This is a genomic window from Sphingomonas lenta (genome assembly GCF_002288825.1).
Taxonomy (GTDB): Bacteria; Pseudomonadota; Alphaproteobacteria; order Sphingomonadales; family Sphingomonadaceae; genus Sphingomonas; species Sphingomonas lenta.
Genome location: NZ_NSLI01000005.1, coordinates 115,640 through 139,950 on the forward strand (window position 1 = coordinate 115,640; position 24,311 = coordinate 139,950).

The following is a 24,311-nucleotide window of genomic DNA, read 5'->3' on the forward strand; positions in this document are numbered from 1 at the left end:
CCTATGTTCGTATCGCCTTCGCATATTCCCGTCATGCGGTGCTGACCCGCGGACGGCGGGATGTTAGGGGCCGGTGGTGCACGGCGTTCCCCACCCTTGGCGGCTCCACATTGATCGCGGGGGAACGTTCACCGACGTGGTGGCCCGCGCGCCGGACGGGCGGCTGCTGACGGCCAAGCTCTTGTCGGAGGACCCCGGCCGCTACGACGACGCCGCCGTCGAGGCGATCCGGCGATTGACGGGCGTACGCGACGGGCCGCTGCCGCCCGCCGAGATCCGCATCGGCACCACCGTCGCGACCAACGCGCTGCTCGAGCGCAAGGGCGAGTCGACCCTGCTCGCGATCACGCGCGGCTTCGGCGACGCGCTCCGCATCGGCTACCAGGATCGGCCCGACATTTTCGCGCGCGCCATCCGCCTGCCCGAGCCGCTGTACGATTGCGTCGTCGAGGTGGACGAGCGGGTGGACGCCGACGGTGGGGTGCTCAGGCCGCTCGACCTGGACACGGCGGAGCGGGACTTCCACGCCGCGTACGACGCGGGACTGCGCTCGATCGCGATCGCGCTGATGCACGGCTACCGCCACTCTGAGCACGAGCGGGCGCTGGCCGAATTGGCAAAGCGCATCGGCTTCACTCAGGTGTCGGCGAGCCACGACGTCGCGCCCGTCATCAAGCTCGTCGCGCGCGGGGATACGACGGTGGTCGACGCGTATCTCTCGCCGGGCCTCGGGCGCTACGTCGAAGGTCTGGAGCGCGAGTTGGGCGGGGCCAGGCCGCTGTTCATGCAGTCGAACGGCGGGCTGGTCGAAGGCGCGCGGTTCCGCGGCCGCGACGCGCTGCTGTCGGGTCCGGCGGGTGGGATCGTCGGCATGGCGCGCACCGCGGAGGCGGCCGGGTTCTCCCACGTCATCGGCTTCGACATGGGCGGCACCTCGACCGACGTCTCGCTCTACGCCGGGCGGTTCGAGCGGCGGCACGAGGGCGTGGTGGCGGGCGTGCGCGTGGTCGCGCCCACCATGCGCATCGACACGGTCGCGGCGGGCGGCGGGTCGATCTGCCTGTTCGAGGACGGCCGTTTCCGCGTCGGCCCCGGATCGGCGGGGGCCGATCCGGGGCCGGCCTGCTACCGCCGCGGCGGACCGCTCACCGTCACCGACTGCAACCTGCTGCTCGGCAAGATCCAGCCCAGGCACTTCCCGCAGGTGTTCGGGCCCGCGGGCGACCAGCCGCTCGACCGCGCGGCGGCGGAGGCGCGCATGGACGCGCTGCTTGATCAAGTCGAGGCGGCGACCGGCGCGCGGCCTGCCCAAGAGGCGGCGGCGGAGGGGTTGGTCGCGATCGCGGTCGCCAACATGGCGGGGGCGATCAAGGCGATATCGGTCGCGCGCGGGCATGATCCCGCCGCCTACACGCTCGCCTGCTTCGGCGGCGCGGGCGGGCAGCACGCCTGCCTCGTCGCCGACGCGCTGGGCATGGAGCGGGTGATGATCCACCCGCTCGCGGGCGTGCTGTCGGCCTATGGCATGGGGCTCGCCGACCGGCGCGTGCTCCAGGAGGCGACGGTGGCGCTCGCGCTGGAGGACGCGGCCGCACTGGAGACGGCACGGGCCGAGCTGGAAATCCGAGCACGCGACGAGCTGGCGATGCAGGGCGTGACGGAGGGCGTCGCGGCGGAGTCGCGCGCGCAGCTGCGGTTCGCGCGGGCCGACTTCGGCATCGAGGTGCCGTTCGGCCCGGCCGACGCCATGCGCGCGGCGTTCGACGCGGCGCACCGCGAGCGCTTCGGCTTCACGGGCGGGGGCGCGCTCGTCGTCGAGCTGCTGCGCGTGGAGGCGGTCGCCGCCGCGGGCGAGGGCGGCGCGGCCGTCACGCTCCCGTCCGATAGCGCGCCGCCGATCGCGGAGGTCGCGACCCACCTCGCCGGCGAGGCCCGTCGCGCGCCGCTGTACGAGCGGAGCGGGCTGACCGTCGGTGCGGAGATCGCGGGGCCTGCGCTGATCGTCGATCCCGTGTCGACCACCGTCGTCGAGCCTGGCTGGACTGCGCGCGTGCAAAGCGAGGGCAGCCTGGTGCTCACCCGCCGCGCGCCGCGCGCGCGAGCGACGGCGGGCGCGGCGCTCGACCCTGTGAGGCTCGAGATCTTCGCCGGCCTGTTCATGGGGCTGGCGGAGGAGATGGGCGCGGCGCTCCAGCGGAGCGCGTCGTCGGTCAACATTCGCGAACGGCTCGACTTCTCCTGCGCGCTGTTCGACGGGCAGGGCAACCTCGTCGCCAACGCCCCGCACATCCCCGTGCACCTCGGCAGCATGGGCGAGAGCATCCGCACGGTGATCGAGAGCCGGCGGGGCACGATGAAGCCCGGCGACGTCTATGCGCTGAACGCGCCCTATCGCGGCGGCACGCACCTGCCCGACATCACTGCGATTATGCCGGTGTTCGCTGGCAGCCCCGATCCCGCCTTCTTCGTCGCCGCACGCGGGCATCATGCCGACGTGGGCGGGATCAGCCCCGGCTCCATGCCCCCACACAGCCGCACGATCGAGGAGGAGGGCATGATCCTCGACGACGTGACGGTCGTCGACGGCGGCGCGTTCCGCGAGGCGGAGCTGCGCGCGCTGTTCGCGTCCGGCCGGTATCCGGCGCGCAATGTCGACCAGAACATCGCCGACCTGCTGGCCCAGGTCGCCGCATGCGCCCGCGGCGCGTACGGGCTCGAGGCGCTCGTGGCAGCGCACGGGGCCGAGACGGTCGCCGCGTATATGGAGCACGTCCAGGCGCACGCTGCCGACGCGGTGCGGACGCTGATCGCCGACCTGCCCGAAGGCGCGTTCGCGTACGAGCTGGACGACGGCGCGGTCGTGCGTGTCGCGGTGCGCGTCGAGCGCGATCAGGGTCGGGCGGTCGTGGACTTCACCGGCACGAGCCCGCAGCACCCGGGCAACTTTAACGCCCCGCGCTCGGTCGTGCGCGCGGCGGTGCTCTACGTCATGCGGCTGATGGTCGGGCGGAGCATCCCCCTGAACGACGGCTTCCTCCGCCCCGTCGAGATCGTCATCCCGGACGGCTCCATGCTGTCCCCGCGCCACCCCGCCGCCGTGGTGGCGGGCAATGTGGAGGTGAGCCAGGTCGTCACCGATGCGCTGCTCGGCGCGCTGGGCGCGATGGCGGCCTCGCAGGGCACGATGAACAACTTCACCTTCGGCGACGCCACCCGCCAATATTACGAGACGATCGCCGGCGGCGCGGGCGCAGGGCCCGACGGCGAGGGCGCGTCGGCGGTGCAGACGCACATGACCAACAGCCGCCTGACCGACCCCGAGGTGCTTGAAACGCGCTTCCCCGTGCTGCTGGAGGAGTTCGCGATCCGGCGCGGATCGGGCGGCGAGGGCGCGCATAGCGGCGGCGACGGCGCGGTGCGCCGCATCCGCTTTCGCGCACCCATGCGCGCCGCGATCCTGTCGAACCGCCGCCGCGTGCCGCCTTTCGGCCTGGACGGCGGCGGGTCGGGCGCTGCCGGCGCGAACCGCGTCGAGCGCGCGGACGGCTCGGTCGAGCCGCTCGGCTCCACCGCCGCGGTGGAGATGACGCCGGGCGACGCGTTCGTGATCGAGACGCCGGGCGGCGGCGGATGGGGACGGTTAGGGTGAGCTACCCTCACCCCGGCCGCCCCCGTCATGCCGGACTTGTTCCGGCATCCATCGTCGTGCGAGCGATCCGTCCGGAGTGCGCGGACCACGATGGACCCCGGAACAAGTCCGGGGTGACGAAAGGTGGGCGCATGAGGGAAGGGCGAGCCTGATGCTGGTGCTGGCGGGCATACTGGTGATCGCGGGCGGGTTCCTGCTCAGGTTCAACCCGCTGCTGGTGGTGCTCGCCTCCGCGCTGGTGACGGGGCTGGCGGCGGGGCTCGACCCGCTGCGCATCGTCTCGGTGTTCGGCAAGGCGTTCAACGACAGTCGCTACGTGTCGGCGATTTACATCGTGCTGCCGGTGATCGGGCTGCTCGAACGCTATGGCCTCCAGGCCCGCGCCCGCGAACTGATCGGGCGGTTCGCGCGGGTGACCGCCGGGCGGCTGCTGATTTTCTACCTGCTATTCCGCCAGGTCACGGCGGCGCTGGGCCTCGTGTCGATCGCCGGGCACGCGGTGACCGTGCGGCCGCTCGTCGCGCCCATGGCGGAGGCCGCGGCGGAGGGGCGGGGCGCGGTCGACCAGGGCGAGCGCGTCAAGGCGCTCACCGCCGCGACCGACAATGTCGGCCTGTTCTTCGGCGAGGACATCTTCATCGCGATCGGCTCCATCCTGCTGATGGTGGGCGTGCTTCAGGGCTACGGCATCGCCGTCGAGCCGTTCGACCTGTCGGTCTGGGCGATCCCGACCGCGGTGGCGGCGTTCCTGATCCACGGATTCCGCCTCCACCTGCTCGACCGCAGGCTGCCGAAGTGATCGGCCTCAACCTCGTCTACGGCGTCGCGGGCTCGGTCTTCGCGCTGTTCGCGGTGCTGGCGCTGGCCGACGCCCCGCGCCGGATCGCCAACGCCGCCTTCTACGCGCTCCTGTCAGTCAGCTTCTTCGCGGGCGACCTCCTCGGCGATTTCGGCAACGGCCTGCTCGTGATCGCGCTCACCGCCATCGCCGCCTCCGGCCGCTTCCGCGCCCGCCCGCGCGAGGCGTCGCCCGAGCGGCCGCGCGGCAACGCGCTGTTCGCGGCCGCGCTCATCATCCCGGCCACGGCGCTCGTCGGTACGCTGCTGTTCAAGCAAGTGCCGGCGCTGGTCGACGCGCGGCAGGCGACGTTGGTCGCGCTGGCGCTCGGCGTGCTGCTGGCGCTCGGGATCGGCTATGCCTGGCTCCGGCCCGGCCTGGCGACGCCATTCCGCGAGGGCAGGCGGCTGATGGATGATGTGGGGTGGGCGGCGGTGCTGCCGCAGATGCTGGCGAGCCTCGGGGCGGTGTTCGCAATCGCGGGTGTCGGCGACGTTGTCGGCGGCTTGGTGGGCGGCGCGATCCCGGAAGGGAGCCTGCTCGGCGCGGTCGCGGCGTACGCGGTCGGCATGGCGCTGTTCACGGTGGTGATGGGCAACGCCTTCGCGGCCTTCCCTGTGATGGCGGCGGCGGTGGGCGTGCCGATCCTGATGCGGCAGTTCGGGGGCGACCCCGCGCCCGTGGCCGCGATCGGCATGCTGGCGGGCTTCTGCGGGACGCTGATGACGCCTATGGCCGCGAACTTCAACCTGGTGCCCGCGGCGCTCCTCGAGCTCAAGGACCGCAACGGCGTGGTGAAGGCGCAGGTGCCCACCGCGCTGCCGCTGCTCCTGTTCAACCTCGCGCTCCTCTGGTGGGTGCTGTCGTGAGCCGCCTCACGCGAGTCGTCGCCGAGCGCTTCGCCCAGCTCACCCTGTCGCACATCGGCCAGGAATACCCGCACAAGCTCGACCATGTGCTGAACGGGCCGGAGGACGCGGCGACGCCCTCGGCGCTGCACCCGATCTTCCACGGCAGCTTCGACTGGCATAGCTGCGTCCACGGCTGGTGGCAGCTCCTGCGCCTGCTCGGGCTCCATCCCGACATGGCGCAAGCGGGCGACATCCGCGAGCGGGCGGACGCGATGCTCACGCCCGACAAGGTCGCGGGCGAGCTCGCCTATCTGGACCGGCCGGGGAGCGCCGGTTTCGAGCGGCCGTACGGCTGGGCCTGGGCGCTGGCGCTGCACGGGGAGGCGGCCCGGCACGACGCGGATTGGGGTGGAGCGCTGGAGCCGCTGGCCCGCGCCTTCGCCGAGCGGTTCCGCGCGCACCTGCCCAAGCTGACCTATCCGATCCGCACGGGCACGCACTTCAACACCGCCTTCGCCCTGACACTCGCCCATGAGTGGGCCGAGATCCACGACCCGGACTTGGCGGACTTGACCGCCGAACGCGCGCTCGCCTGGTTCGGGGCCGACCGCGGCTGCCAGGCCTGGGAGCCCGGCGGCGACGAGTTCCTCTCCCCCGCGCTGTCGGAAGCGCTGCTGATGAGCCGCGTCCTCGGCCGCGACGCGTTCGGCGGGTGGTTCGACGTCTTCCTGCCCGACCTCTGCGACGGCCGGCCCGCGACCCTGTTCGAGCCCGCGCACGTGTCCGACCGCTCGGACGGCAAGATCGCCCACCTCGACGGGCTCAACCTCAGCCGCGCCTGGTGCTGGCGCGGGATCGGGCGGGCGCTGGGAGCGGATCACCCGGTCGCCCGCATGGCCGAAGCCGCGGCGGAGCGCCACGTCGCCGCCAGCCTGCCGCACATCGCCGACGATTATATGGGCACGCACTGGCTCGCCACCTTCGCGCTGCTCGCGCTCGAAGGCTAGGCGATCGGCAGCTCCAGCTCGAACGCCGCGCCCTCCACGCTGTCCGTCAGCGCGATCGTCGCGCCGTCGCTCTCCAGCAGCGAGCGCAGGATCGGCAGGCCGAGCCCCGTGCCGCCCCCTGCGCGCTTGGTCGTGAAGAAGGGTTCGAACACCCGCGCGCGGTCCGTCGGCGCGATACCGGGCCCGTCGTCGGCGACGCGCAGGACCAGCGTCGCGTCCCGGCGCTCGGCGGCGACCGCGATCCGCGTCGCGCCCGCCTGGCGGCTATTCTCGAACAAGGTGGTGAGCGCCGCCTCCAGCGCGGACGCGGACATGGCCAGCCGCGGGAGGTCGGCCGGCAGCGCGACCGCGAAGTCGGGCGTGCGGAACGCGTCGGCGACGCGGGCGAGCACGGGGACGGGATCGATAGTCTCACCTCCGGCGCCCGGCGTCATGTCGGCGCGCGCGAGCTCCAGCAGGCGCGTGACGAGCGCGGTCAGGCGGCCCGCGTCGGCGTCGGCGTTGGCGATGAAGCGCGCGCGTTCGGCGGCGCTCATCTCCGCGCCGTGGTCGGCGAGCAGCTCCAACGCGCCGCGGATCCCCGCCAGCGGCGTCTTGAACTCGTGGCTGACCGCGTGCGCGAAGTCGCGCAGGTAGCGGGAGCGGCGCTCGACGCGGTCGGCCATGGTGGCGAAATCGGCGTAGAGGCCCTGGATCTCGACCGCGGCGGTGGTGGGCGGGTCGGGCACGCGCACCCCGCCGCGCCCGCCCGCCACCTGGCGCGTGACGCTACCCAGGCCCTCGATCGGCTTGGCGATGCCGCGCGACAGGACGCCGCTCAGGATCACGAGCAGCAGGAAAATGGAGAGCACGCCCAGCGCGATCTTGCCGCGGTCCTCGTAGAGGCCCCGGAACAGCGCGCGCGCCGACCGCGACAGCAACAGCACGCCGACCACGCGGCCCTCGACGACGATCGGCCGCGCATGATGCACGCGGATCGCGGCGGCGCGCGACAGCCATTCGAAGCGGTACACCGCGCGGTAGCCGCTATGCCGCCGGAGCACGGTCGCCGGCCGGCCCCTGAGCGCGCGGGCCACCTCGGGCAGGTGCGCATAGCCCGCCGCCGTCCCGATCAGCCGTCCCCGCCCGTCGAGCAGCGCGATCGACGCGAGCGTGGTCCGGCGCGTGCGCCGGAGCACGGGCGCGATCCGCTGGGCCGCCCGCCGCGCGACCGGGTCGGGCGCGCCCGCGATCGCGCGGGGCGGCGGGCGCTCGGGCAGGATGGGCGAGGTGCTGAGGTCGATGGAGGGCGGCTCGGGCCGGAACTCGGCGGGCGGCGTGGCGAGCGGCGGCGCGCCCGGCCAGAGCGCGGCCGCGGCGGCGGCGAGCGCGGCGGACTGCGCGATCAGCTCCGATTCCGTCTGGCGGACGAGCGTGTTCTCGTAGACGCGTAAGCCCACCGCGCCGACGCCCGGCAGCGCCGCGACGAAGAACAGCACGGCGAACAGGATGGTCCTGAGCCGTAGCCTCGGCCAGCGGCGCTTCAGCCAGTCCTTGGCGGCGCGGATCACCGGCCGGCGCACGCGCCCAGGCGATAGCCCACGCCGGGCCGCGTCTCCACCACGTCGACGCCGCCCACGTTCGCGAACTTGGCGCGGAGGTTGCGGACATGGCTGTCGATCGTGCGGTCGGTGATGGCGAAGCCGGGGCCGTGCAGCCGGTCGATGATCTGGTCGCGGCTCCACACGCGGCCAGGCATGGAGGCGAGCGTGCGCAGCACCGAGAACTCGGTCACGGTGAGCGGCACCTCCGCCCCCGCCCATTCCGCGCGCCAGCCGTCCGGGTCGAGCAGGAGGCGCCCGTGGCGGAGCGGCTGCGCGGCGTCCTGAACGGCGGGCGGTCGCGGCGCGGTGCGGCGCAGCACCGCCTGCACGCGCGCCACCACCTCGCGCGGCGAGAAGGGCTTCACCACGTAATCGTCCGCGCCGAGCTCGATGCCGAGCACCCGGTCGATCTCGTCGTCGCGCGACGACAGGAACAGCACGGGCAGGTCGCCGCCCGCGCGCAACCGTCGGCACACCTCCAGCCCGTCCATCCGCGGCATGTTGATGTCGAGCACGACCAGGTCGGGCCGGACCCGCTCGACCGCGGCGAGCGCGGCCTCGCCGTCCTCCGCCTCCGCGGTGTCGAGCCCCGCCTTGTCGAGCGCGAAGAGCAGGAGCTGGCGGATGTGCGGGTCGTCGTCGACGACCAGGATGGTGCGGGGCATGGGGCACTGGATCACGGCCGCGCCTCCGCCGTCAACGGCCGCGCGGGGGGCTGGACCTGCGGCGGGGGAGGCGGGAGCGGCGCGCCGCCGCAGGCGCGGCCGTTCGCGGGCTCGGGCGGGCGCGGCTTCTCCGGCCCGACGATCGCCTCCGCGGCGGCGAGCCGGCGCGCGCCGCGCCACGTCCAGCTGCGCCAATCCCCTTGCTCGCGCCGGAGCTGGGCCAGCGCGTCCTCGCGCAGATAGGCGACGCGGTCGCGCAGCACCGGACCGCCCGCTCGGCGCTCCAGCTCGACGAGCGGGATCAGCGCGGAGGTGCCGAGTTGCTGGAGGTAGCAGAGGTCGATCCGGTCGCCCTCGCGCGCGTTGCGCACGTTGTAGGCCGCCGCGGTCGCCTCCAGATCCACGACGCTTGCGCCCGCCAGCGTCAGCGCGGCCGCGAGCGCGTTGGCGTTGAGGAGCCACGCCGCCGACCGGCCGCGCAGCATGCGCCAGCACACCAGCACCAGCCCCACCGCGACGAGCGCCATCCAGGCGAGCGCCGCCAACCGCAGCACCGTCATCTGGTACGCGTCGACGTAATCGAGCGTGCGCCGCGCGCTGGAGGCGACGAGCAGGAGGTTCTGCGCGATCCAGAGCACGACGAGCCGGCGCACGAGCGGGCTCCGCGCGCCCGGACCGCCGGGGCGCAATGCGACGAGCACGAACGCGCCCGCGAGAAGCGCGGTGACGATCAGCAGGTACGCGCCGCGATGCGCGTAGTCGGCGAGCGTCACTTCGCCGGGCAGCGGCGCGCCGCTCCAGAGGAAGAGGAGGTCGAGCGCGTTCTCGACGGCGAAGATGACGTTGAACGTCAGGAGCGAGAGCGTGAGCGTGGCAACGCTCGGGTCGGGAAGCAGGGGTCCCGAGACGCGGACGGTAGGCAGACGGAGCGCGTACGGCCTGAAGCTCGGCCACACGGTGACGAGCACCGCACCCCAGAACACCAGGCGCACCACCGTCTCCCAGAACGAGGGCGGCTCCAGCCGGCCGACCGCTTCGCCGATCAGCGGGTTCGCGCCTGCGAACAGCAGGATGAACACCGCGCCGCCGATCACCGGCAGCGCCAGCGTGCCGATCACGGTGCGCGCGCCGCCGCCCGTCCCCCGACGGAGCAGGCGGAGCGCGTCGCCGAGCAGGCGGAACGGAGCGGCCACGGCATAGGCGGCGAGCCGGACCGCCCAGCGCGCGGCGTCGTCGAAGCGGACGCGCGTGAGCAGCGCCGCCGAGGAGACGGACGTCCAGAACAGCGCCCATGCGAGCGGGCTGGGGTCGTCGACCAGCACCAGCCCAAACAACGCCGCCGCGCCGAGCGCCGGCAGCGCCGCGCGCCGCCGCACCGCGGGCGCCGCGATCGCGAGCGCCGCGGCCCAGGCCAGCGCGAAGCCGCCCAACGTCCAGCCCGGCTCGTGCCCGAAGAAGAGCTGGTGCGCGAGCACGACGAGCAGGAACGCGGCGGCGACCTTGCGCTGGAAGCTCAAGCGGGTCGGGGTGGATCGGGGCATGCACGGGCTCCTGACGGTGGAGCCTCGGCCCTGGCAGCCGCGCGTCGAGAGGAGGCTGCGCCGCCCGCGCGGTTTCGGCGCGGACGCCGTGCAGGAATGGTGCAGGGCTGAGTGCGCCGCTCTACTTCACCCCCACTCGTCACCCCGGACTTGTTCCGGGGTCCATCGCCGTCCGGGCGGACCGGTCGCGAGCGGGGGGACGGACGGCGGTGCGCACCCTCGACGCGGATCGTGCGTACGACGATGGACCCCGGAACAAGTCCGGGGTGACGGGCGAGGGGTTAAGCGGGGAACGCCCGCCCCACGCCGTCGTTTGCCCTCGTAACGAACACATGGTTTGGAGCACCCTTATGGCATCGGCGGCGGTTACGGCGATCGGCGACACCCTGAACCCGGTCGACGGCGACCGGGAGAACCCGGCGCGCGGGCTGCCGAGCACGGCGGCGGTGGGCGGCCATCCGCTGCATCCGATGATGATCCCGTACCCGGTCGCGTTCCTCACGGGCGCGCTTGTCACCGATCTCGCCGCGCGCAGCACCGAAGACCCGTTCTGGGCGCGCGCGTCCAAATGGCTGCTGGGCGCGGGCATCGTCTCGGGCTTGGCCGCGGGTGCGGTTGGCGCGATCGACTATTTCACCATCCGCCGCGCGCGCGAGAAGACGGTCGGCAAGCTGCACGCCTACGGCAACCCGGCGGCGCTGGGCTTGGCGGCGGCGAGCCTGCTCGCACGGCGCGGTTCGGGCGACGAGCCGCCGAGCACGACCGCGGTCGGCCTGAGCGCGGCGACGGCGGCGCTGGTGGGCGTCACCGGCTGGGCGGGCGCGGAGCTCTCCTATCGCCACATGGTCGGCGTGATCGGCGAGAACGACCAGCACGACCACGAGGAGAAGCAGCTGGTCCACTGATCGTACCCGGCTAGGACGACATAGATCATTCCCGACCGAAACGATCTGGGCTACCCGCACCGCGTGAGGCGGCTAGAACGGTACGCATGAAACGGCGGGACGGCACGGTCGGGCTGGTCGAGATCGCGCGGATCGCGGGCGTGTCGCCGGCGACCGTGTCGCGCGCGCTGGCCGGCAATCCGGTGGTCGCGGAGGCGACGCGGGTGCGCGTCCGCGAGCTGGCGCGCGAGCACGGCTTCCGCCTCAACCAGACGGCGAGCGCGCTGCGCAAGCGGCGCACCGCGACGATCGGCGTCGTGATCCCGCTGGGTCACGAGGCGGGGCAGGCGCTGTCGGATCCTTTCTTCATGGGGCTGATCGCGCCGCTCGCCGACAGGCTGGCGGAGGCCGGCTACGACCTCCTTCTCTCCCGCGTGATCCCGGCCGACGACGAGTGGTTGACCGATCGCGTCGACAGCGGCCGCGTCGACGGCACGGTGGTGATCGGCCAGTCGGACCAGATGGACGCGATCGAGGACGTGGCGCGCCGCTACCAGCCGATGGTCGTCTGGGGCGCGCGCGTCGCGGACGGCGCGCAGGTGACGGTGGGCACCGACAACGTCGCCGGCGGGCGCGTCGCGGCCGAGCACCTGCTGGAACGCGGCCGCACGCGCCCGGCTTTCCTCGGCAATCCGGCGGTGCCCGAGTTCGCCGCGCGCTACCAGGGTTTCCACCAGGCGATGGCGGAGCACTCGGTCGGCGACACGGTGTGGCCCGTGCACCTGACCACGACCGACGCGTATCAGGAGATCGCGGCGTTCCTGGCCGGCCACGAGCCGCCGGACGGCATCGTCGCCGCGTCGGACGTGATCGCGATGACGGCGATGCAGGCGCTCGCCGAGCGGGGCTTGCGCGTGCCGGAGGACGTGTCCGTCGTGGGCTATGACGATATCGCCGTCGCGCGCTACACCACCCCGCCGCTGACCACCGTGCGCCAGGACTTGGGATTGGGCGCGCGGCTGATCGTCGACCTGCTCCTGAAGCGCATGCGCGGCGAGGCGGTCGAGTCGGTCGAGATGCCGCCGGAGCTGATCGTCCGCGGGTCGAGCTAGGCGGCCAACGCGCTCGGCGCGACCTCCCGCGGCGCGCGCACCAGCATCGTCGCGACGGCGGCCGCCAGCATCATCGCACCCGCCAGCAGCAGCACGTTGCGCGCGTCGCCGCGAAGCCACGGCTCGTAGATCAGCGGCATGGTCAGGCTCTGGATCAGCATGGGCACGACGATGAACATGTTGAAGATGCCCATATAGACGCCCGTCCGCTCCACCGGGATGGAGCCCGCGAGCATGACGTAGGGGTTGCCCATCAGGCTCGCCCAGCCGAGCCCGATGCCGATCATGGGGAAGTACGCCCACCCCTCGCTCGTCATGCCGGGCAGCGCCAGCATCGCGAGGCCGCTCGCGACCATGCAGAGCGCGTGGACGGGCTTCGCGCCCATGCGCCGCGTGACGGGCACCAGCGCGAGCGCGGCGACGAAGGCGACGGCGTTGTAGAAGCCGCCGAGCCGCCCGTTGACGAGCGCCGCGTCGCGCACCGCGTCCGCCGCCGTGCTCCCGTAGAGCGAGCGCGACAGCGAAAAGACGACGTACTGCCAGTAACAGAACATGCCGTACCACTGGAACAGCATCGCGACCGCCAGCTGGCGCATCGGGCGCGGCATGTCGCGGAACGCCTCCGCGAGGTCGCGCGCCATGGTGCCGATCCCCTGCGGGCGCGAGCGCATCCGCGCGACCTCCGCGTCGCTCAGCGGCAGCTCGGGCACGCGCCAGACCGACCAGACGATCGTCGACAGGCTCAGGATCGCGCCGATCACGAACGCGATCTTGGTCACCTGCGGGATGCCGTTCGCGTCGACCAGGTCGGGGTTCATGCCGAGCGCGACGAAGATCGTCGGCGCTAGGTACGAGAGCGTCTGCGCGAGCCCCGTAAACGCGCTCTGCGTCAGGAACCCTAGCGGCCGCTGCGGCTCGTCCAGCCGGTCGCTGACGTATGCGCGGTACGGCTCCATGGTGATGTTGTTGGCCGCGTCCAGGATCCAGAGCAGCGACGCCGCGACCCACAGCTCGGGGCTGTACGGCATGGCGAGGAGCGCCAGCGAGCAGATCACCGCGCCGATGAGGAAATAGGGCGTCCGCCGCCCGATGCGCGTGACGGTGCGGTCGCTGAGCGCCCCCACGATCGGCTGGACGATGAGCCCCGTCATCGGTCCCGCCAGCCACAGGAGCGGCATGGTCGCCTCGTCCGCGCCCAGATAGCTGTAGATCGGCCCCATGTTCGACTGCTGCAGCCCGAACGAGAATTGCAGGCCCAGGAAGCCTAGGTTCATCTGCACGATGCGGGCGAAGGACAGGCGGGGTTTGTTCAAGATCGCTCTCCTGGGCGCGGCCTCTCAGGTGCCACTGTGGGAGGCAGCGTACCAGCACGGCAAACGTTTGCAAGTTGCCGCTTGAAAACGTTTGCGGGTCGGCTATGCAGAGGAAAGCGAGTCGGCCGGAGCCGACCGACGGTTCAGAGGAGAGGTTTCGCATGAAGGCGACATCGCTATTGCTCGCCGCGTCCGTGCTGGCGCTGGCCGTTCCCGCAGCCGCTCAGGACATCACGCCGCCACCCGACGCCGCCGGCCAAGCGCAGCAGGCTCCGCTCGCGCAGGACGGCGAGCTGGAAGGCGAGCAGGCGGGCGACATCGTCGTCACCGCCGTCGCGCGCGGGACCAACCGGCTCGACAGCTCGGTTTCGGTCAGCTCGCTGGGCGAGGAGGAGATCCAGAAGATCGCGCCGCGCTCCGTCGCCGAGGTGTTCCGCAACATCCCTGGCATCCGCTCCGAGTCGTCGGGCGGCGAAGGCAACGCCAACATCGCCGTGCGCGGCCTGCCGGTGGCGTCGGGCGGTGCCAAGTTTCTCCAGCTCCAGGAGGACGGGCTGCCCGTCCTCGAGTTCGGCGACATCACCTTCGGCAACGCCGACATCTTCCTGCGCTCCGACTTCAACGTCGCGCGCGTGGAGGCGGTGCGCGGCGGCTCGGCGTCGACCTTCGCGTCCAACTCGCCGGGCGGCGTCATCAACCTCATCTCCAAGACGGGCGAGACGCAAGGCGGCTCGATCCAGGGTACGCTGGGCCTCGACTATGAGGAGTACCGCGTCGACGCCGATTATGGCGGCCGCTTGGCCCCCGACCTCCGCTTCCACATCGGCGGCTTCTACCGCCAGGGCGAGGGTCCCCGCCGCGCCGGTTACGACGGCAACAAGGGCGGCCAGATCAAGGCCAACATCACCAAGGAGTTCGCGGGCGGCTACCTCCGCGTCTTCGGCAAGTACCTGAACGACCGCGCGATCGGCTATCTGCCCAACCCGGTGCTGGTGCGCGGCAGCAACGGCGATCCGGACTACCAGAACGTGCCCGGCTTCCGCATCAACCGCGACACGCTCCACTCGCGCTACTTCACCACCAACGTGACGCTGGACGCGGACAACCGGCTCACCACCAACGACATCCGCGACGGCCAGCACCCCGTCGTGTTCGCCGCCGGCTTCGAGGTGCAGGGCGAGTTCGCCGACGGCTGGACGGTGACCAACCGCTTCCGCTTCTCCGACGTGTCGGGCCGGTTCATCTCCAACTTCCCCGGCTCCGTCGACACGGCCGCGGGCACCGCGACGGCGCTGGGCGGGGCGGGCGCGACCGCGCGTTATTTCAACGGCCCGAACGCCGGCCAGGCGGTGCCGGCGAACCAGCTGGTCGCGTCGATCGTCGTGTTCGACACCAAGCTCAACAGCCTGGACAACATCACCAACGACCTGCGCCTCGGCCGCCAGTTCGAGCTCGGCGGCGGCACGCTCGACCTGACGGGCGGCTTCTACGCCTCGCAGCAGGAGATCGACACGGCGTGGCTCTGGACCTCGACGCTGCTCGAGGTGCGCGGGCGCGGGAACGCGGCTCTCGTCGACGTGCGCGGGCCCGCTGGCCAGGTCGTCACGCAGGACGGCTTCTACGGCTACGGCGCGCGCTTCTTCGGAAATTGCTGCCGCCGGCGCTACGACGTGACCTACGAAACCTACGCGCCGTTCGCGAGCGCCACCTTCTCCAGCGGCGGGCTGACGCTCGACGGCTCGCTCCGCTACGATTTCGGCAACGCGGAGGGCGCGGTCTACGGGTCCGATCTGGGCGGCGGGCGCGTCGGCATCACGCGGGGCGACATCAACGCCGACGGCGTCATCACGCCGCCGGAGACGCAGGTGGCGTTCATTCCCTACGCCCAGCCCGCGCCGGTCGACTATGATTACGACTACCTGTCCTACTCGGTGGGCGTGAACTACCGCTTCCGCGACGACCTGTCCGCCTTCGCGCGCTACAGTCGGGGGGCGCGCGCCAACGCCGACCGGCTGCTGTTCGGCCCGGCGGTGAGCACGGTTACGGGCGACCTGGTCGACGCCGACGCCGCGGTCGACTTCGTCAAGCAGGCCGAGGGCGGGCTCAAATACCGCCAGGGCGGGCTCGCGCTGTTCGGCACCGTCTTCTACGCGGAGACGGAGGAGCAGAATTTCGAGGCGACCACCCAGCGCTTCTTCAACCGCGATTATCGCGCCTGGGGCGTCGAGCTGGAAGGCAGCATCCGCCGCGGGCCGTTCAGCCTGTCGGCCGGCGCGACCTATACCGACGCGGAGATCCGCCGCGACGCGATCAACCCGGGCGTCGAGGGCAACCGCCCGCGCCGCCAGGCCGAGTTCATCTATCAGGTGACGCCGCAATTCGACACGGAGCGCTTCACGATCGGCGCGAACGTGGTCGGCACCACCGACAGCTTCGCGCAGGACAACAACGAGCTCGTGCTGCCCGGCTTCACCCAGGTGAACGCGTTCGCGCAGGTGCGGCTCATGGACCGGGTGCAGCTCGCGGTGAACGCCAACAACCTGTTCAACGTGAAGGGCTTCACCGAGGCGGAGGAGGGGACGATCCCGGCGAACGGCATCGTCCGCGCCCGCTCGATCAACGGGCGCACCGTGTCCGCCTCGGTCCGGCTCGACTTCTGATCCACGTCCTCCCCACTGGCCCGGCGGGTTGCGAGCCCGCCGGGTCCTTCTTTACCGGACCGAGATGACCCCGTTCCGCTGGACCCCCGAGCACGTCGCGGCGATCGGCCGCGCGCCCGTGCCGAGCGCACCGCTCATCACCGCCGCCCCGCGCGTGATCGAGGGCGTCGACCTGTGGGACCATTGGCCGGTGCTGGAGGAGAAGGGCGACCTCGCGGAGATCGCGGGCGGGCTGCTGGTCGTGGCGCTCTCCGCGCCCGTGCTGCCCGATCCCGACGCGCGCCACGCGATGGCGCGGCTCCGGCTGCTGCACCGGCGGGGCGAGACGTGGCGCGACCTCGGGCCGCTGCTGCCCGACGGCTTCTCGCCGGGCAGCCGCGAATGGGCGGGCTCGGCGGTCGTCGACCGCGAGCGTCGCCGGCTGACGCTCTACTTCACCGCGGCGGGAGCGCGGGGCGAGGCGGCGGTCACGTTCGACCAGCGCCTGTTCGAGACCTCCGCGGCGCTGGATGTAGCGGGCGACGCCGTGCGCTTGGGCGACTGGACGCGGCCCGCCGAGATCGTGCGCCCGGACGGCGTCACTTACGAGACGGACATGGCCGGAGGCGGCGCGGTCGGCACGATCAAGGCGTTCCGCGACCCGTACCACCTCCGCCAAAACGGAAACGACGTAGTGCTCTTCGCCGCGTCGCGCGCGGGCGCGGCGAGCGCGTTCAACGGCCTGGTCGGCGCGGCGGTCAGGTGCGGCCAGGGCTGGTCGCTCCTGCCGCCGCTCGTGGACGCGACGGGCGTCAACAACGAGCTGGAACGCCCGCATGGCGTTCGGCACGCGGGCCTGACCTACCTGTTCTGGTCGACCCAGGCCAAGGTGTTCGCACCTGGCCTGGACGCGCCGACCGGCCTGTACGGCCTCGTCGCCGAGGGACTGGACGGGCCGTGGCGGCCGCTCAACGGCCACGGCCTGGTGTTCGCCAACCCGGCCGCGGCGCCCGCCCAGGCCTATAGCTGGCAAGTGCTGCCCGACCTGTCGGTATGGGGCTTCGCCGACATGGTCGGCCTCGCGCACCCGCCGCGCAACAGCGCCGAGGCGCGCGCGCATTTCGCGGGCACGCCCGCGCCGGTGCTGCGGCTGCGGCTGGACGGGGACCGCGCCGTTCTCGCCTGAGGTGAACCCAATCTTCACCTAATCCGAATTAGTCCGGTTCGGTGACGAGGAGGCGGTATCGGCAGGCGCGTGTGGCGGTCGCGACGGGGGCGGCGTATTTCGTCGTCGCCCTGGCGACGATCGCGCTGACCCGCTTCGGCGGCGGCGTCGCGTGCCTGTGGTTCGCGGGCGCGGTGCAGATCGCCGGCCTCGTCGTCCGCCCGCGCCGCGAATGGCCGGGCATCCTGCTCGCCTGCGCGGCGGCCAGCGCCGTCGCGACCGCCTGGGTGGGCGTCGGGCCGGTCGGGGCCGTGCCGCTGGCCCTCATCAACATGCTCGAAGGCGTGATCGCGGCGCACCTGCTGCACCGGTTCGACGTCGGGCGCGACCCGCTCGACTCGCTGGGCCGGCTGACCCGCCTGGTGTTCGCCGTCGGCGTGGCCGCGCCGCTCGCGACGGCCCCGCTCGGCGCGGCGGTGGTTTCGCGGATCACGGGCACCTCGTTCTTCGACAATCTGGTGCTGTGGATGTCGGCGCACGCGCTCGGCAACATCAGCGCGGTGCCGATCCTGGGCTTCGTCGCGTCGGGCGCGGTCGGGCGCTGGGTCCGGAACGCGTCGCCCGAGCGCCTGGCGGAAGCGGCCGGGCTCGTGGCGCTGACGGTCGGCGTCACCGCCGGCGTCTTCGCGCAGAACGGCGCGCCGCTGCTCTTCGCGCCCGTGCTGCCGGCCATGGTCACCACCTTCCGCGTCGGCAGGATGGGCGCCGCGGCGTCCGTGCTGATCATCGCCGGCGTCGGCGGCCTGTGCACGGTGGTCGGGTCCGGGCCCGTCCACCTGCTCGACGGCGATCAGGTGCAGAAGTCGCAGTTCTTCCTGCTTTACCTGGCGGCGACGGTGCTCACCATCCTGCCGGTCGCGGCCGATCTCCGGCGCCGGCGCACCCTGTTCAACGAGTTGCGGGAGAGCGAGGCGCGCTACCGGCTGCTGGCCGACAACTCCACGGACATCGTGCTGAACTTGGACGTGGATGGGACCATCCGCTACGCCTCGCCGTCGATCGCGCAGCTGGGCGGGTTCACGCCCGAATCGGTGCTCGGCCGGAACGCCGTCGAGCTCGTGCTGCCCGAGCACCGCGCGGAGGTGACGCGCGCGCACCTCGCCGCGCTCGAGGACCCGGACAGCACGGTCGCCGTGGAGTACCGCGCCGCCACCGCATCGGGCGAGGTGCGCTGGTTCGAGACGCACACGCGCGGCTTCCGCAACGGGCTGGGCGAGGTGACCGGAGTGGTGAGCGCGATCCGCGACATCAGCCAGCGCAAGGCCGTGGAGGGCGAGCTGTCGCGCGCGGCGGCCACCGATCCGCTCACCGGGCTCGCCAACCGGCGCGTGTTCGACGCGGCGCTGGACCGCGTGCTCGGCGCGGGCGGCCGCGCCTGCGTGGCGGTGGTCGACCTCGACCATTTCAAGCAGGTCAACGACCGGTTCGGCCACGAGGCGGGCGACCGCGTGCTCGCGCGCTTCGCCGAGCTGGCGCGCGGGAGCCTGCGCGACGGCGACCTGGTGGCGCGGCTGGGCGGCGAAGAATTCGGCGTGCTCCTGCCGAGCGCCGACGTGGAACGCGCGCAGGCGGTGTGCGAGCGGTTGCGCCTGCTGGTGGCCGCGACCGGCTTCCCGGCCGGCCGCGCCGTGCTGCGCGTCACGGCGAGCATCGGCTTGGCCGAGGTCGCGCCGGGCGCCACGCGCGCCGACGTGATGCGCGCCGCCGACGAAGCGCTCTACCGCGCGAAAGCGGAAGGACGCGACCGGCTGAGGCTCGCCGCGTAACGGGCACCCCGCAAAACAGCACTTTGCGGGGTGCCCCTAGCTTGCGCCCGCCGCCCGGCGGCGGCATCGCGACGCTATGGACCGGTACGACGTCGTCATCGTGGGCGGGGGGCATGGCGGCGCGCAGGCCGCGATCGCGCTCCGCCAGGCCAAGTTCGCCGGCTCGATCGCGATCGTGGGCGACGAGCCCGAGCTCCCCTATGAGCGCCCGCCGCTCTCCAAGGAATACCTGTCCGGCGAGAAGGAGTGGGAGCGGCTGCTGATCCGCCCGCCCGCCTTCTGGGCGGACCGCGACGTGAAGCTCCGGCTCGGCGAGCGGGTGACGGCGGTCGATCCGGCCGGCCACGCGCTGATCACGCCGACGGGCGAGGTCGGCTACGGCGAGCTGATCTGGGCTGCGGGCGGCCGGCCCAGGCGGCTGACGTGCCGCGGCGGCGACCTCGCGGGCGTGCACAGCGTCCGCACGCGCGCCGACGTCGACCGGATGCGCGCCGAGCTGCCCGACGTGGCCCAAGCGGTGGTCGTCGGCGGCGGCTATATCGGGCTGGAGGCGGCCGCCGTGATGCGCAAGGCGGGCGTCGCGGTCACCCTGCTCGAAGCGCAGGAACGTGTCCTCGCGCGCGTGGCGGGCGAGGCGCTGTCGCGCTTCTTCGAGGCCGAGCACCGCGCGCAGGGCGTCGACGTGCGGCTGGGCGTCGCGGTCGACCGGCTGGAGGGCGATGGGCGCGTCACCGGCGTGCGGCTGGCCGACGGCGAGCTGCTGCCCGCCGACCTCGTGGTAGTCGGCATCGGCATCGAGCCGGCGGTCGAGCCGCTGCTTCGAGCGGGCGCGGAAGGCGGCGACGGCGTCCTCGTCGATGAGGCGTGCCGGACCTCGCTCCCGCACGTCTACGCCGTCGGCGACTGCGCCCTCCACCGCAACCGCTTCGCCGGCGGCGCGGCGGTCCGCATCGAGTCGGTCCAGAACGCCAACGACCAGGCCAGCGTCGCCGCCAAGCACATCGCCGGCGAGGCCGCGGCGTACGACGCCGTGCCCTGGTTCTGGTCGAACCAGTACGACCTGAAGCTCCAGACGATGGGCCTCTCGACCGGCCACGACGCCGCGCTGGTCCGGGGCGACCCGGCCGCGCGCAGCTTCTCGGTCGTCTACCTGCGCGGGGGCAGGGTGGTGGCGCTCGACTGCGTCAACAGCGTCAAAGACTATGTGCAGGGCCGCAAGCTGGTGCTCGACGGCGCGCGAATTTCGCCCGATCGGCTCGCGGACGCGGCCGTGCCGCTCAAGGAGATGGCCTGACGTTGCGCCCGCGCGCGCGGCGTGGTGAAACGGCCGCAACAACCGAGAGGAACGCGATGGCGACCAGCCCCAAGCCGCCCAGCATCCCCATGCCGCCCGCCCTGCCGATGGTGGGCCACCTCCACCAGCTCCGCGGCGGGCTCGTATCGCCGCTGCTCCGTATGGGCCGCGACTTCCCCGACGGCATCTTCAAGCTGAAGTTCGGCAGCCGCGTGGGCATCTTCGTCACCGACCCCGACCTCGTCGCCGAGCTGTCGGACGAACGCCGCTTCCGCAAGATGCCCGGCCCAGCACTCCGCGTCGTCCGTAAGTTCGCCGGCGACGGCCTGTTCACCGCCTTCAGCGACGAGCCCAACTGGGGCAAGGCGCACCGCATCCTGCTCCCCGCCTTCAGCCAGCGCGCGATGCGGGGCTATTTCGACATGATCGTCGAAGTCTGCGATCAGCTGGTGGAAAAGTGGTCGCGCGCGAGCGGCGCGGACGTCCACGTCGCCGACGACATGACGCGGCTGACGCTCGATTCGATCGCGATCGCCGGCTTCGGCCACCGCTTCGACAGCTTCCAGCGCGAGGAGCTCGACAGCTTCCTCACCGCGCTGGGCCGCGCGCTCGGCGAGGCGCTCAGCACCATAACGCGCCTGCCCATCCAGAACCGCTTCGCCAAGCGCGCCAAGGCGCAATACGAGGCCGACATCGCCGAGATGAACGCGCTCGTCGACGGCATCATCGCCGACCGGAGGCGGAACCCGACCGACGGCCGCGACCTCCTCAACCTCATGCTCACCGCGACCGACCCGGAAACGGGCGAGCAACTCGACGACGTCAATATCCGCTACCAGGTGCTGACCTTCCTGATCGCCGGCCACGAGACGACGTCGGGCATGCTGACCTTCGCGTTCAGCTACCTGCTCCGCAACCCGGCGGTGCTCGCGCAGGCGTACGCCGAGGTCGACCGCGTCCTCCCCGGCGACCGTCGCCCCGACTTCACCGACGTGGCCCGCCTGGAGGTGGTCGAGCGCATCCTGAAGGAGGCGCTCCGCCTCTGGCCCACGGCACCCGCCTTCAGCCTCGCCCCTTTCGAGGACGAGGTGATCGGCGGCCGCTGGCTGATGCGCAAGGACCGGCCCGTCAACGTCTTCGTCCCCGGCCTCCACCGCAACCCGAAGGTCTGGCCCGAGCCGGAGGAGTTCAGCATCGACCGCTGGCTGCCGGAGGCGGAGGCCGCGCGCCATCCCCACGCCTACAAGCCCTTCGGCAACGGCGAGCGCGCCTGCATCGGCCGCCAGTTCGCGATGGTGGAGGCCAAGATCGCGATGGCGATGATCCTCCGCCGCTTCGCGATCAGCGATCCGCACGCCTATCGCCTGCGCATCAAGGAGACGCTGTCGATCAAGCCCGACGACTTCTTCATGCGCGTCCGCCTCCGCGCACCCCATGAACGGCTCCAGCTCGGCCACGCCGAGCCGGTCGCGGAGGACGCCCCCGTCGCCGCCGTAGCGGGCACCGGCCGGCGCTTCGCCGTGCTCTACGGCACCAGCCTCGGCACCGCGCGCGACGTGGCGGAGGAGATCGCCGAGCGCGCGCGCCTCGACGGCTTCGACGTCGTCGTCCGCGCGCTCGACGAGAGCTTCAAGGGCGGCGCTAGGCCCGAGGACAAGATCGTCGTCGTCGTCACCGCGACGTACAACGGCCGCGCCCCCGATAGCGCCGTCGAGGTGGAGCGCGCGCTCGACGCCGGCCTCTTCGAGCCGACCCGGATCGGCGACGAGTGGCGCGGCGCGAGCTTCGCGGTGCTGGGCTTAGGCAACAGCCAGTGGCCCAACTACCAGGCCTTCCCCAAGCGCGTCGACGCCGCGCTCGAGGTCGCGGGCGCGACCCGGCTCGTCGCGCGCGCGGAGGCGGACGGGCAGGGCAACTTCGACGGCGCGGTCGCCGCGTTCGTCTGCGACCTGTGGCGTGCGCTCGGCGCCACCGCCGAACCCAGCGACGCCGCATCCTCGCTGACGCTCCGCCCCGTCGACCTCGGCGACGCGCGCCAGCAGGCGCTCCCCGAGCACGCGCAGCGCCTCGAGATCGTCGCCAACGAGGAGCTCGTCACCCCCGCGACGCCGGACCTGTGGGACTTCGCGACCGAGCCGCCCAGGCCCTCCACGCGCCTCATCACCGTGCGCCTGCCCGAAGGCCAGAGCTACCACACCGGTGACCACGTCGCCGTCTACGCCAGCAACCGCCCCGAGCTCGTCGAGCGCGCGCTCGCCCGCCTCGGCCTCGACGGCGCCGCGCAGCTCCGCGTCGACGGCCGGGGAGGCCGCTTCAAGCACCTGCCCCTCGGCCAGACGGTCACCGTGCGCCAGCTCCTCACCGACTTCGTCGAACTGTCGGACACGCTCCCCCGCCGCGCGCTCGACGCGGCCGCCCAGCACACGCGCTGCCCGCATACGCGCGCCGAGCTGGAACGCCTCGCCGCCGATTACGACGCCGAGGTCACGGCCAAGCGCCTGACGCTCCTAGACCTGCTCGACCGCCACGGCGCGATCGAGCTCCCCCTCGACGCCTTTGTCGAGCTCTGCGCGCCCATTTCCCCACGCTTCTACTCCATCGCCTCCAGCCCGCTCGCGCGCCCCGATGCGATCGACCTCATCGTCGGCACCATCGCCGCCCCCGCCTGGTCGGGCCTGGGCGAGCATCGCGGCTTCGCGAGCGGCTACATGGCGGGCAAGCGGCCGGGCGACCACGTATTCGGCTATGTCCGCCGCCCCAACCCGCCCTTCGCTCCGCCCGCCGACCCGGCGACGGCGACCATATTGATCGGTCCCGGCACCGGCTTCGCCCCGCTCAGGGGTTTCCTCCAGGAACGTGAGGCGCAGGCGGACGGGGGCGCATCAGTCGGCCGCAACCTCCTCTTCTTCGGCTGCCGCCACCCCGACCATGACTGGATCTGCCGCGCCGAGATGGAGCGCTGGCGCGACCGGGGCCTGGCCGATTTGTACTTAGCCGTCTCCGCCGTCCCCTCGCACCCGTGGCGCTACGTCCAAGACGCGCTCTGGGCCGAGCAGGCCCAGGTGTGGGCCGCGCTGGAGCAGGGCGCGCACCTTTACCTTTGCGGCGACGGCAAGTTCATGGCCCCCGCCGTCCGCGACACGCTGATCCGCATCTGGATGAACCAGGCCGGCGGCGAGCACGCGCAAGGCTCGGAATGGCTCAATGCGCTGATCGAGGACGGCCGCTTCCACCAGGACGTATTCGGCTTCGGGAAGTAGCTAGCCTGCAGGCTGGGCCTATGTTATGGCCTATGCCGTGGGTTATGAGCGTCACGTCCGCCTGTTCCGCAACGGTCGTAGCCAAGCGGTCCGCATCCCGCGCGAGTTCGAGCTGCCCGGGAACGAGGTCGTGATGCGTAAGGAAGGACACCGCATCATTATCGAGTCGGCGCTGGTGCGCCCGCTTGCCGAGGTCCTCGCCGGGCTTGAGACGCTGGACGAGGACTTCGGACCGATCGACGATCCAGCGCCCGGTCCCGTTAACTTCTGACCGGTCATATGTACCTGCTCGACACGATGATCGTGTCGGCCCTCGTCCGCGACCCTCATGGCAAGCTCGCCCAGCGCGTTGCGCGAGCTCCGGCGGATGGGGTCGCCACCAGCATCGTCTGCGCTGCCGAGCTTTGGTACGGTGCCGAACGCTCCGGCTCCGCGCGGCTGAGATCCCAACTGGAGCAGGTTCTGCGCGCACTGCCCGTCCTGCCGTTCGGCGACGATGCCGATCGCCGCTACGGCGCGCTCCGTGCTGCTCTGGAGCGCAAGGGCCAAGTCATCGGCGGCAACGACATGCTGATTGCCGCCCATGCGCTATCGCTCGACGCGATGCTTGTAACCGACAACCTGCGCGAGTTCGACCGCGTCGACGGTCTAAGGACGGAAAACTGGCTGCGTACTACGGGGTAA

At 72.3% G+C, this 24,311-nt stretch carries 17 protein-coding genes; 13 read left to right on the forward strand and 4 right to left on the reverse strand.

Annotated features, from left to right (window positions below):
* Positions 1–76 precede the first annotated feature (76 nt).
* From CKY28_RS15935 to CKY28_RS15950, 4 genes are all read left to right on the forward strand, one after another.
* Positions 77–3,649: a hydantoinase B/oxoprolinase family protein gene (locus CKY28_RS15935; RefSeq protein ID WP_095999546.1), complete on the forward strand. Its 3,573-nt coding sequence runs from the start codon at positions 77–79 to the stop codon at positions 3,647–3,649.
* A 151-nt stretch (positions 3,650–3,800) separates the two neighbouring features.
* Entirely contained in the window at positions 3,801–4,448 is a 648-nt protein-coding gene (locus CKY28_RS15940) for a DUF969 domain-containing protein (protein WP_095999377.1), read from the forward strand.
* The gene (locus CKY28_RS15945) at positions 4,445–5,356 is read left to right on the forward strand and encodes a 5-oxoproline transporter, DUF979 family subunit (RefSeq protein WP_095999378.1); all 912 of its coding nucleotides are present in this window, start codon (positions 4,445–4,447) and stop codon (positions 5,354–5,356) included. Before CKY28_RS15940 ends, CKY28_RS15945 begins: the two co-directional genes overlap by 4 nt.
* A complete protein-coding gene (locus CKY28_RS15950) occupies positions 5,353–6,345 on the forward strand; it encodes a DUF2891 domain-containing protein (protein ID WP_095999379.1) in 993 nt (330 codons plus the stop codon). The genes CKY28_RS15945 and CKY28_RS15950 overlap by 4 nt, the downstream gene beginning before the upstream one ends.
* On the opposite strand, the gene CKY28_RS15955 is transcribed toward CKY28_RS15950, so the two are convergent.
* From CKY28_RS15955 to CKY28_RS15965, 3 genes are read right to left on the reverse strand one after another with little or no spacing between them, the layout of a single operon-like run.
* Positions 6,342–7,907, reverse strand: a complete 1,566-nt coding sequence (locus CKY28_RS15955) for a sensor histidine kinase (RefSeq protein WP_245841877.1) — start codon at positions 7,905–7,907, stop codon at positions 6,342–6,344. The two genes, CKY28_RS15950 and CKY28_RS15955, sit on opposite strands and share 4 nt — an antisense overlap.
* Positions 7,892–8,593, reverse strand: coding sequence for a response regulator transcription factor (locus tag CKY28_RS15960; RefSeq protein WP_095999380.1), 702 nt, complete (start codon positions 8,591–8,593; stop codon positions 7,892–7,894). Before CKY28_RS15960 ends, CKY28_RS15955 begins: the two co-directional genes overlap by 16 nt.
* Positions 8,594–8,604: 11 nt before the next feature.
* The gene (locus CKY28_RS15965) at positions 8,605–10,134 is read right to left on the reverse strand and encodes a DUF4153 domain-containing protein (RefSeq protein WP_141243969.1); all 1,530 of its coding nucleotides are present in this window, start codon (positions 10,132–10,134) and stop codon (positions 8,605–8,607) included.
* Positions 10,135–10,484: 350 nt separating this feature from the next.
* Between CKY28_RS15965 and CKY28_RS15970 the strand changes: the two genes are divergently transcribed.
* Both CKY28_RS15970 and CKY28_RS15975 read left to right on the forward strand, forming a co-directional pair.
* Complete coding sequence (locus CKY28_RS15970; RefSeq protein ID WP_176473137.1) at positions 10,485–11,039, forward strand: DUF2231 domain-containing protein; 555 nt, start codon at positions 10,485–10,487, stop codon at positions 11,037–11,039.
* An 86-nt stretch (positions 11,040–11,125) separates the two neighbouring features.
* Positions 11,126–12,130 (forward strand): LacI family DNA-binding transcriptional regulator, encoded by a 1,005-nt coding sequence (locus CKY28_RS15975; RefSeq protein WP_095999383.1) that lies wholly within the window; start codon positions 11,126–11,128, stop codon positions 12,128–12,130.
* Here CKY28_RS15975 and CKY28_RS15980 read toward each other — a convergent pair.
* A complete protein-coding gene (locus CKY28_RS15980) occupies positions 12,127–13,404 on the reverse strand; it encodes an MFS transporter (protein WP_095999384.1) in 1,278 nt (425 codons plus the stop codon). The genes CKY28_RS15975 and CKY28_RS15980 overlap by 4 nt on opposite strands.
* A 200-nt stretch (positions 13,405–13,604) precedes the next feature.
* Between CKY28_RS15980 and CKY28_RS15985 the strand changes: the two genes are divergently transcribed.
* From CKY28_RS15985 to CKY28_RS16015, 7 genes are all read left to right on the forward strand, one after another.
* Positions 13,605–16,103 carry a TonB-dependent siderophore receptor gene (locus CKY28_RS15985; protein ID WP_095999385.1) on the forward strand — a complete coding sequence of 833 codons (2,499 nt, stop codon included), beginning with the start codon at positions 13,605–13,607 and terminating at the stop codon, positions 16,101–16,103.
* 64 nt (positions 16,104–16,167) lie between these two features.
* Positions 16,168–17,268 carry a glycoside hydrolase family 68 protein gene (locus CKY28_RS15990; protein WP_095999386.1) on the forward strand — a complete coding sequence of 367 codons (1,101 nt, stop codon included), beginning with the start codon at positions 16,168–16,170 and terminating at the stop codon, positions 17,266–17,268.
* Between the two features lie 71 nt (positions 17,269–17,339).
* Positions 17,340–19,073 carry a sensor domain-containing diguanylate cyclase gene (locus CKY28_RS15995; protein WP_176473138.1) on the forward strand — a complete coding sequence of 578 codons (1,734 nt, stop codon included), beginning with the start codon at positions 17,340–17,342 and terminating at the stop codon, positions 19,071–19,073.
* Between the two features lie 76 nt (positions 19,074–19,149).
* Positions 19,150–20,367 (forward strand): NAD(P)/FAD-dependent oxidoreductase, encoded by a 1,218-nt coding sequence (locus tag CKY28_RS16000; RefSeq protein ID WP_095999388.1) that lies wholly within the window; start codon positions 19,150–19,152, stop codon positions 20,365–20,367.
* Between the two features lie 56 nt (positions 20,368–20,423).
* Positions 20,424–23,627 carry a cytochrome P450 gene (locus tag CKY28_RS16005; RefSeq protein ID WP_095999389.1) on the forward strand — a complete coding sequence of 1,068 codons (3,204 nt, stop codon included), beginning with the start codon at positions 20,424–20,426 and terminating at the stop codon, positions 23,625–23,627.
* Positions 23,628–23,664: 37 nt separating this feature from the next.
* Positions 23,665–23,898, forward strand: a complete 234-nt coding sequence (locus tag CKY28_RS16010) for an antitoxin (RefSeq protein ID WP_095999548.1) — start codon at positions 23,665–23,667, stop codon at positions 23,896–23,898.
* Positions 23,899–23,906: 8 nt separating this feature from the next.
* Positions 23,907–24,311, forward strand: coding sequence for a type II toxin-antitoxin system VapC family toxin (locus CKY28_RS16015; RefSeq protein ID WP_095999390.1), 405 nt, complete (start codon positions 23,907–23,909; stop codon positions 24,309–24,311).

Excerpts from the sequence above, each read along its gene's own strand:
- CKY28_RS15970 (WP_176473137.1), top strand. The coding sequence starts at position 10,485 with ATGGCATCGGCGGCGGTTACGGCGATCGGCGACACCCTGAACCCGGTC.
- CKY28_RS15990 (WP_095999386.1), top strand. The coding sequence starts at position 16,168 with ATGACCCCGTTCCGCTGGACCCCCGAGCACGTCGCGGCGATCGGCCGC.
- CKY28_RS15975 (WP_095999383.1), top strand. The coding sequence starts at position 11,126 with ATGAAACGGCGGGACGGCACGGTCGGGCTGGTCGAGATCGCGCGGATC.
- CKY28_RS16005 (WP_095999389.1), top strand. The coding sequence starts at position 20,424 with ATGGCGACCAGCCCCAAGCCGCCCAGCATCCCCATGCCGCCCGCCCTG.
- CKY28_RS15980 (WP_095999384.1), bottom strand. The coding sequence starts at position 13,404 with ATGAACCTAGGCTTCCTGGGCCTGCAATTCTCGTTCGGGCTGCAGCAG.
- CKY28_RS15985 (WP_095999385.1), top strand. The coding sequence starts at position 13,605 with ATGAAGGCGACATCGCTATTGCTCGCCGCGTCCGTGCTGGCGCTGGCC.
- CKY28_RS15940 (WP_095999377.1), top strand. The coding sequence starts at position 3,801 with ATGCTGGTGCTGGCGGGCATACTGGTGATCGCGGGCGGGTTCCTGCTC.
- CKY28_RS15965 (WP_141243969.1), bottom strand. The coding sequence starts at position 10,134 with ATGCCCCGATCCACCCCGACCCGCTTGAGCTTCCAGCGCAAGGTCGCC.
- CKY28_RS15960 (WP_095999380.1), bottom strand. The coding sequence starts at position 8,593 with ATGCCCCGCACCATCCTGGTCGTCGACGACGACCCGCACATCCGCCAG.
- CKY28_RS16015 (WP_095999390.1), top strand. The coding sequence starts at position 23,907 with ATGTACCTGCTCGACACGATGATCGTGTCGGCCCTCGTCCGCGACCCT.
- CKY28_RS16000 (WP_095999388.1), top strand. The coding sequence starts at position 19,150 with ATGGACCGGTACGACGTCGTCATCGTGGGCGGGGGGCATGGCGGCGCG.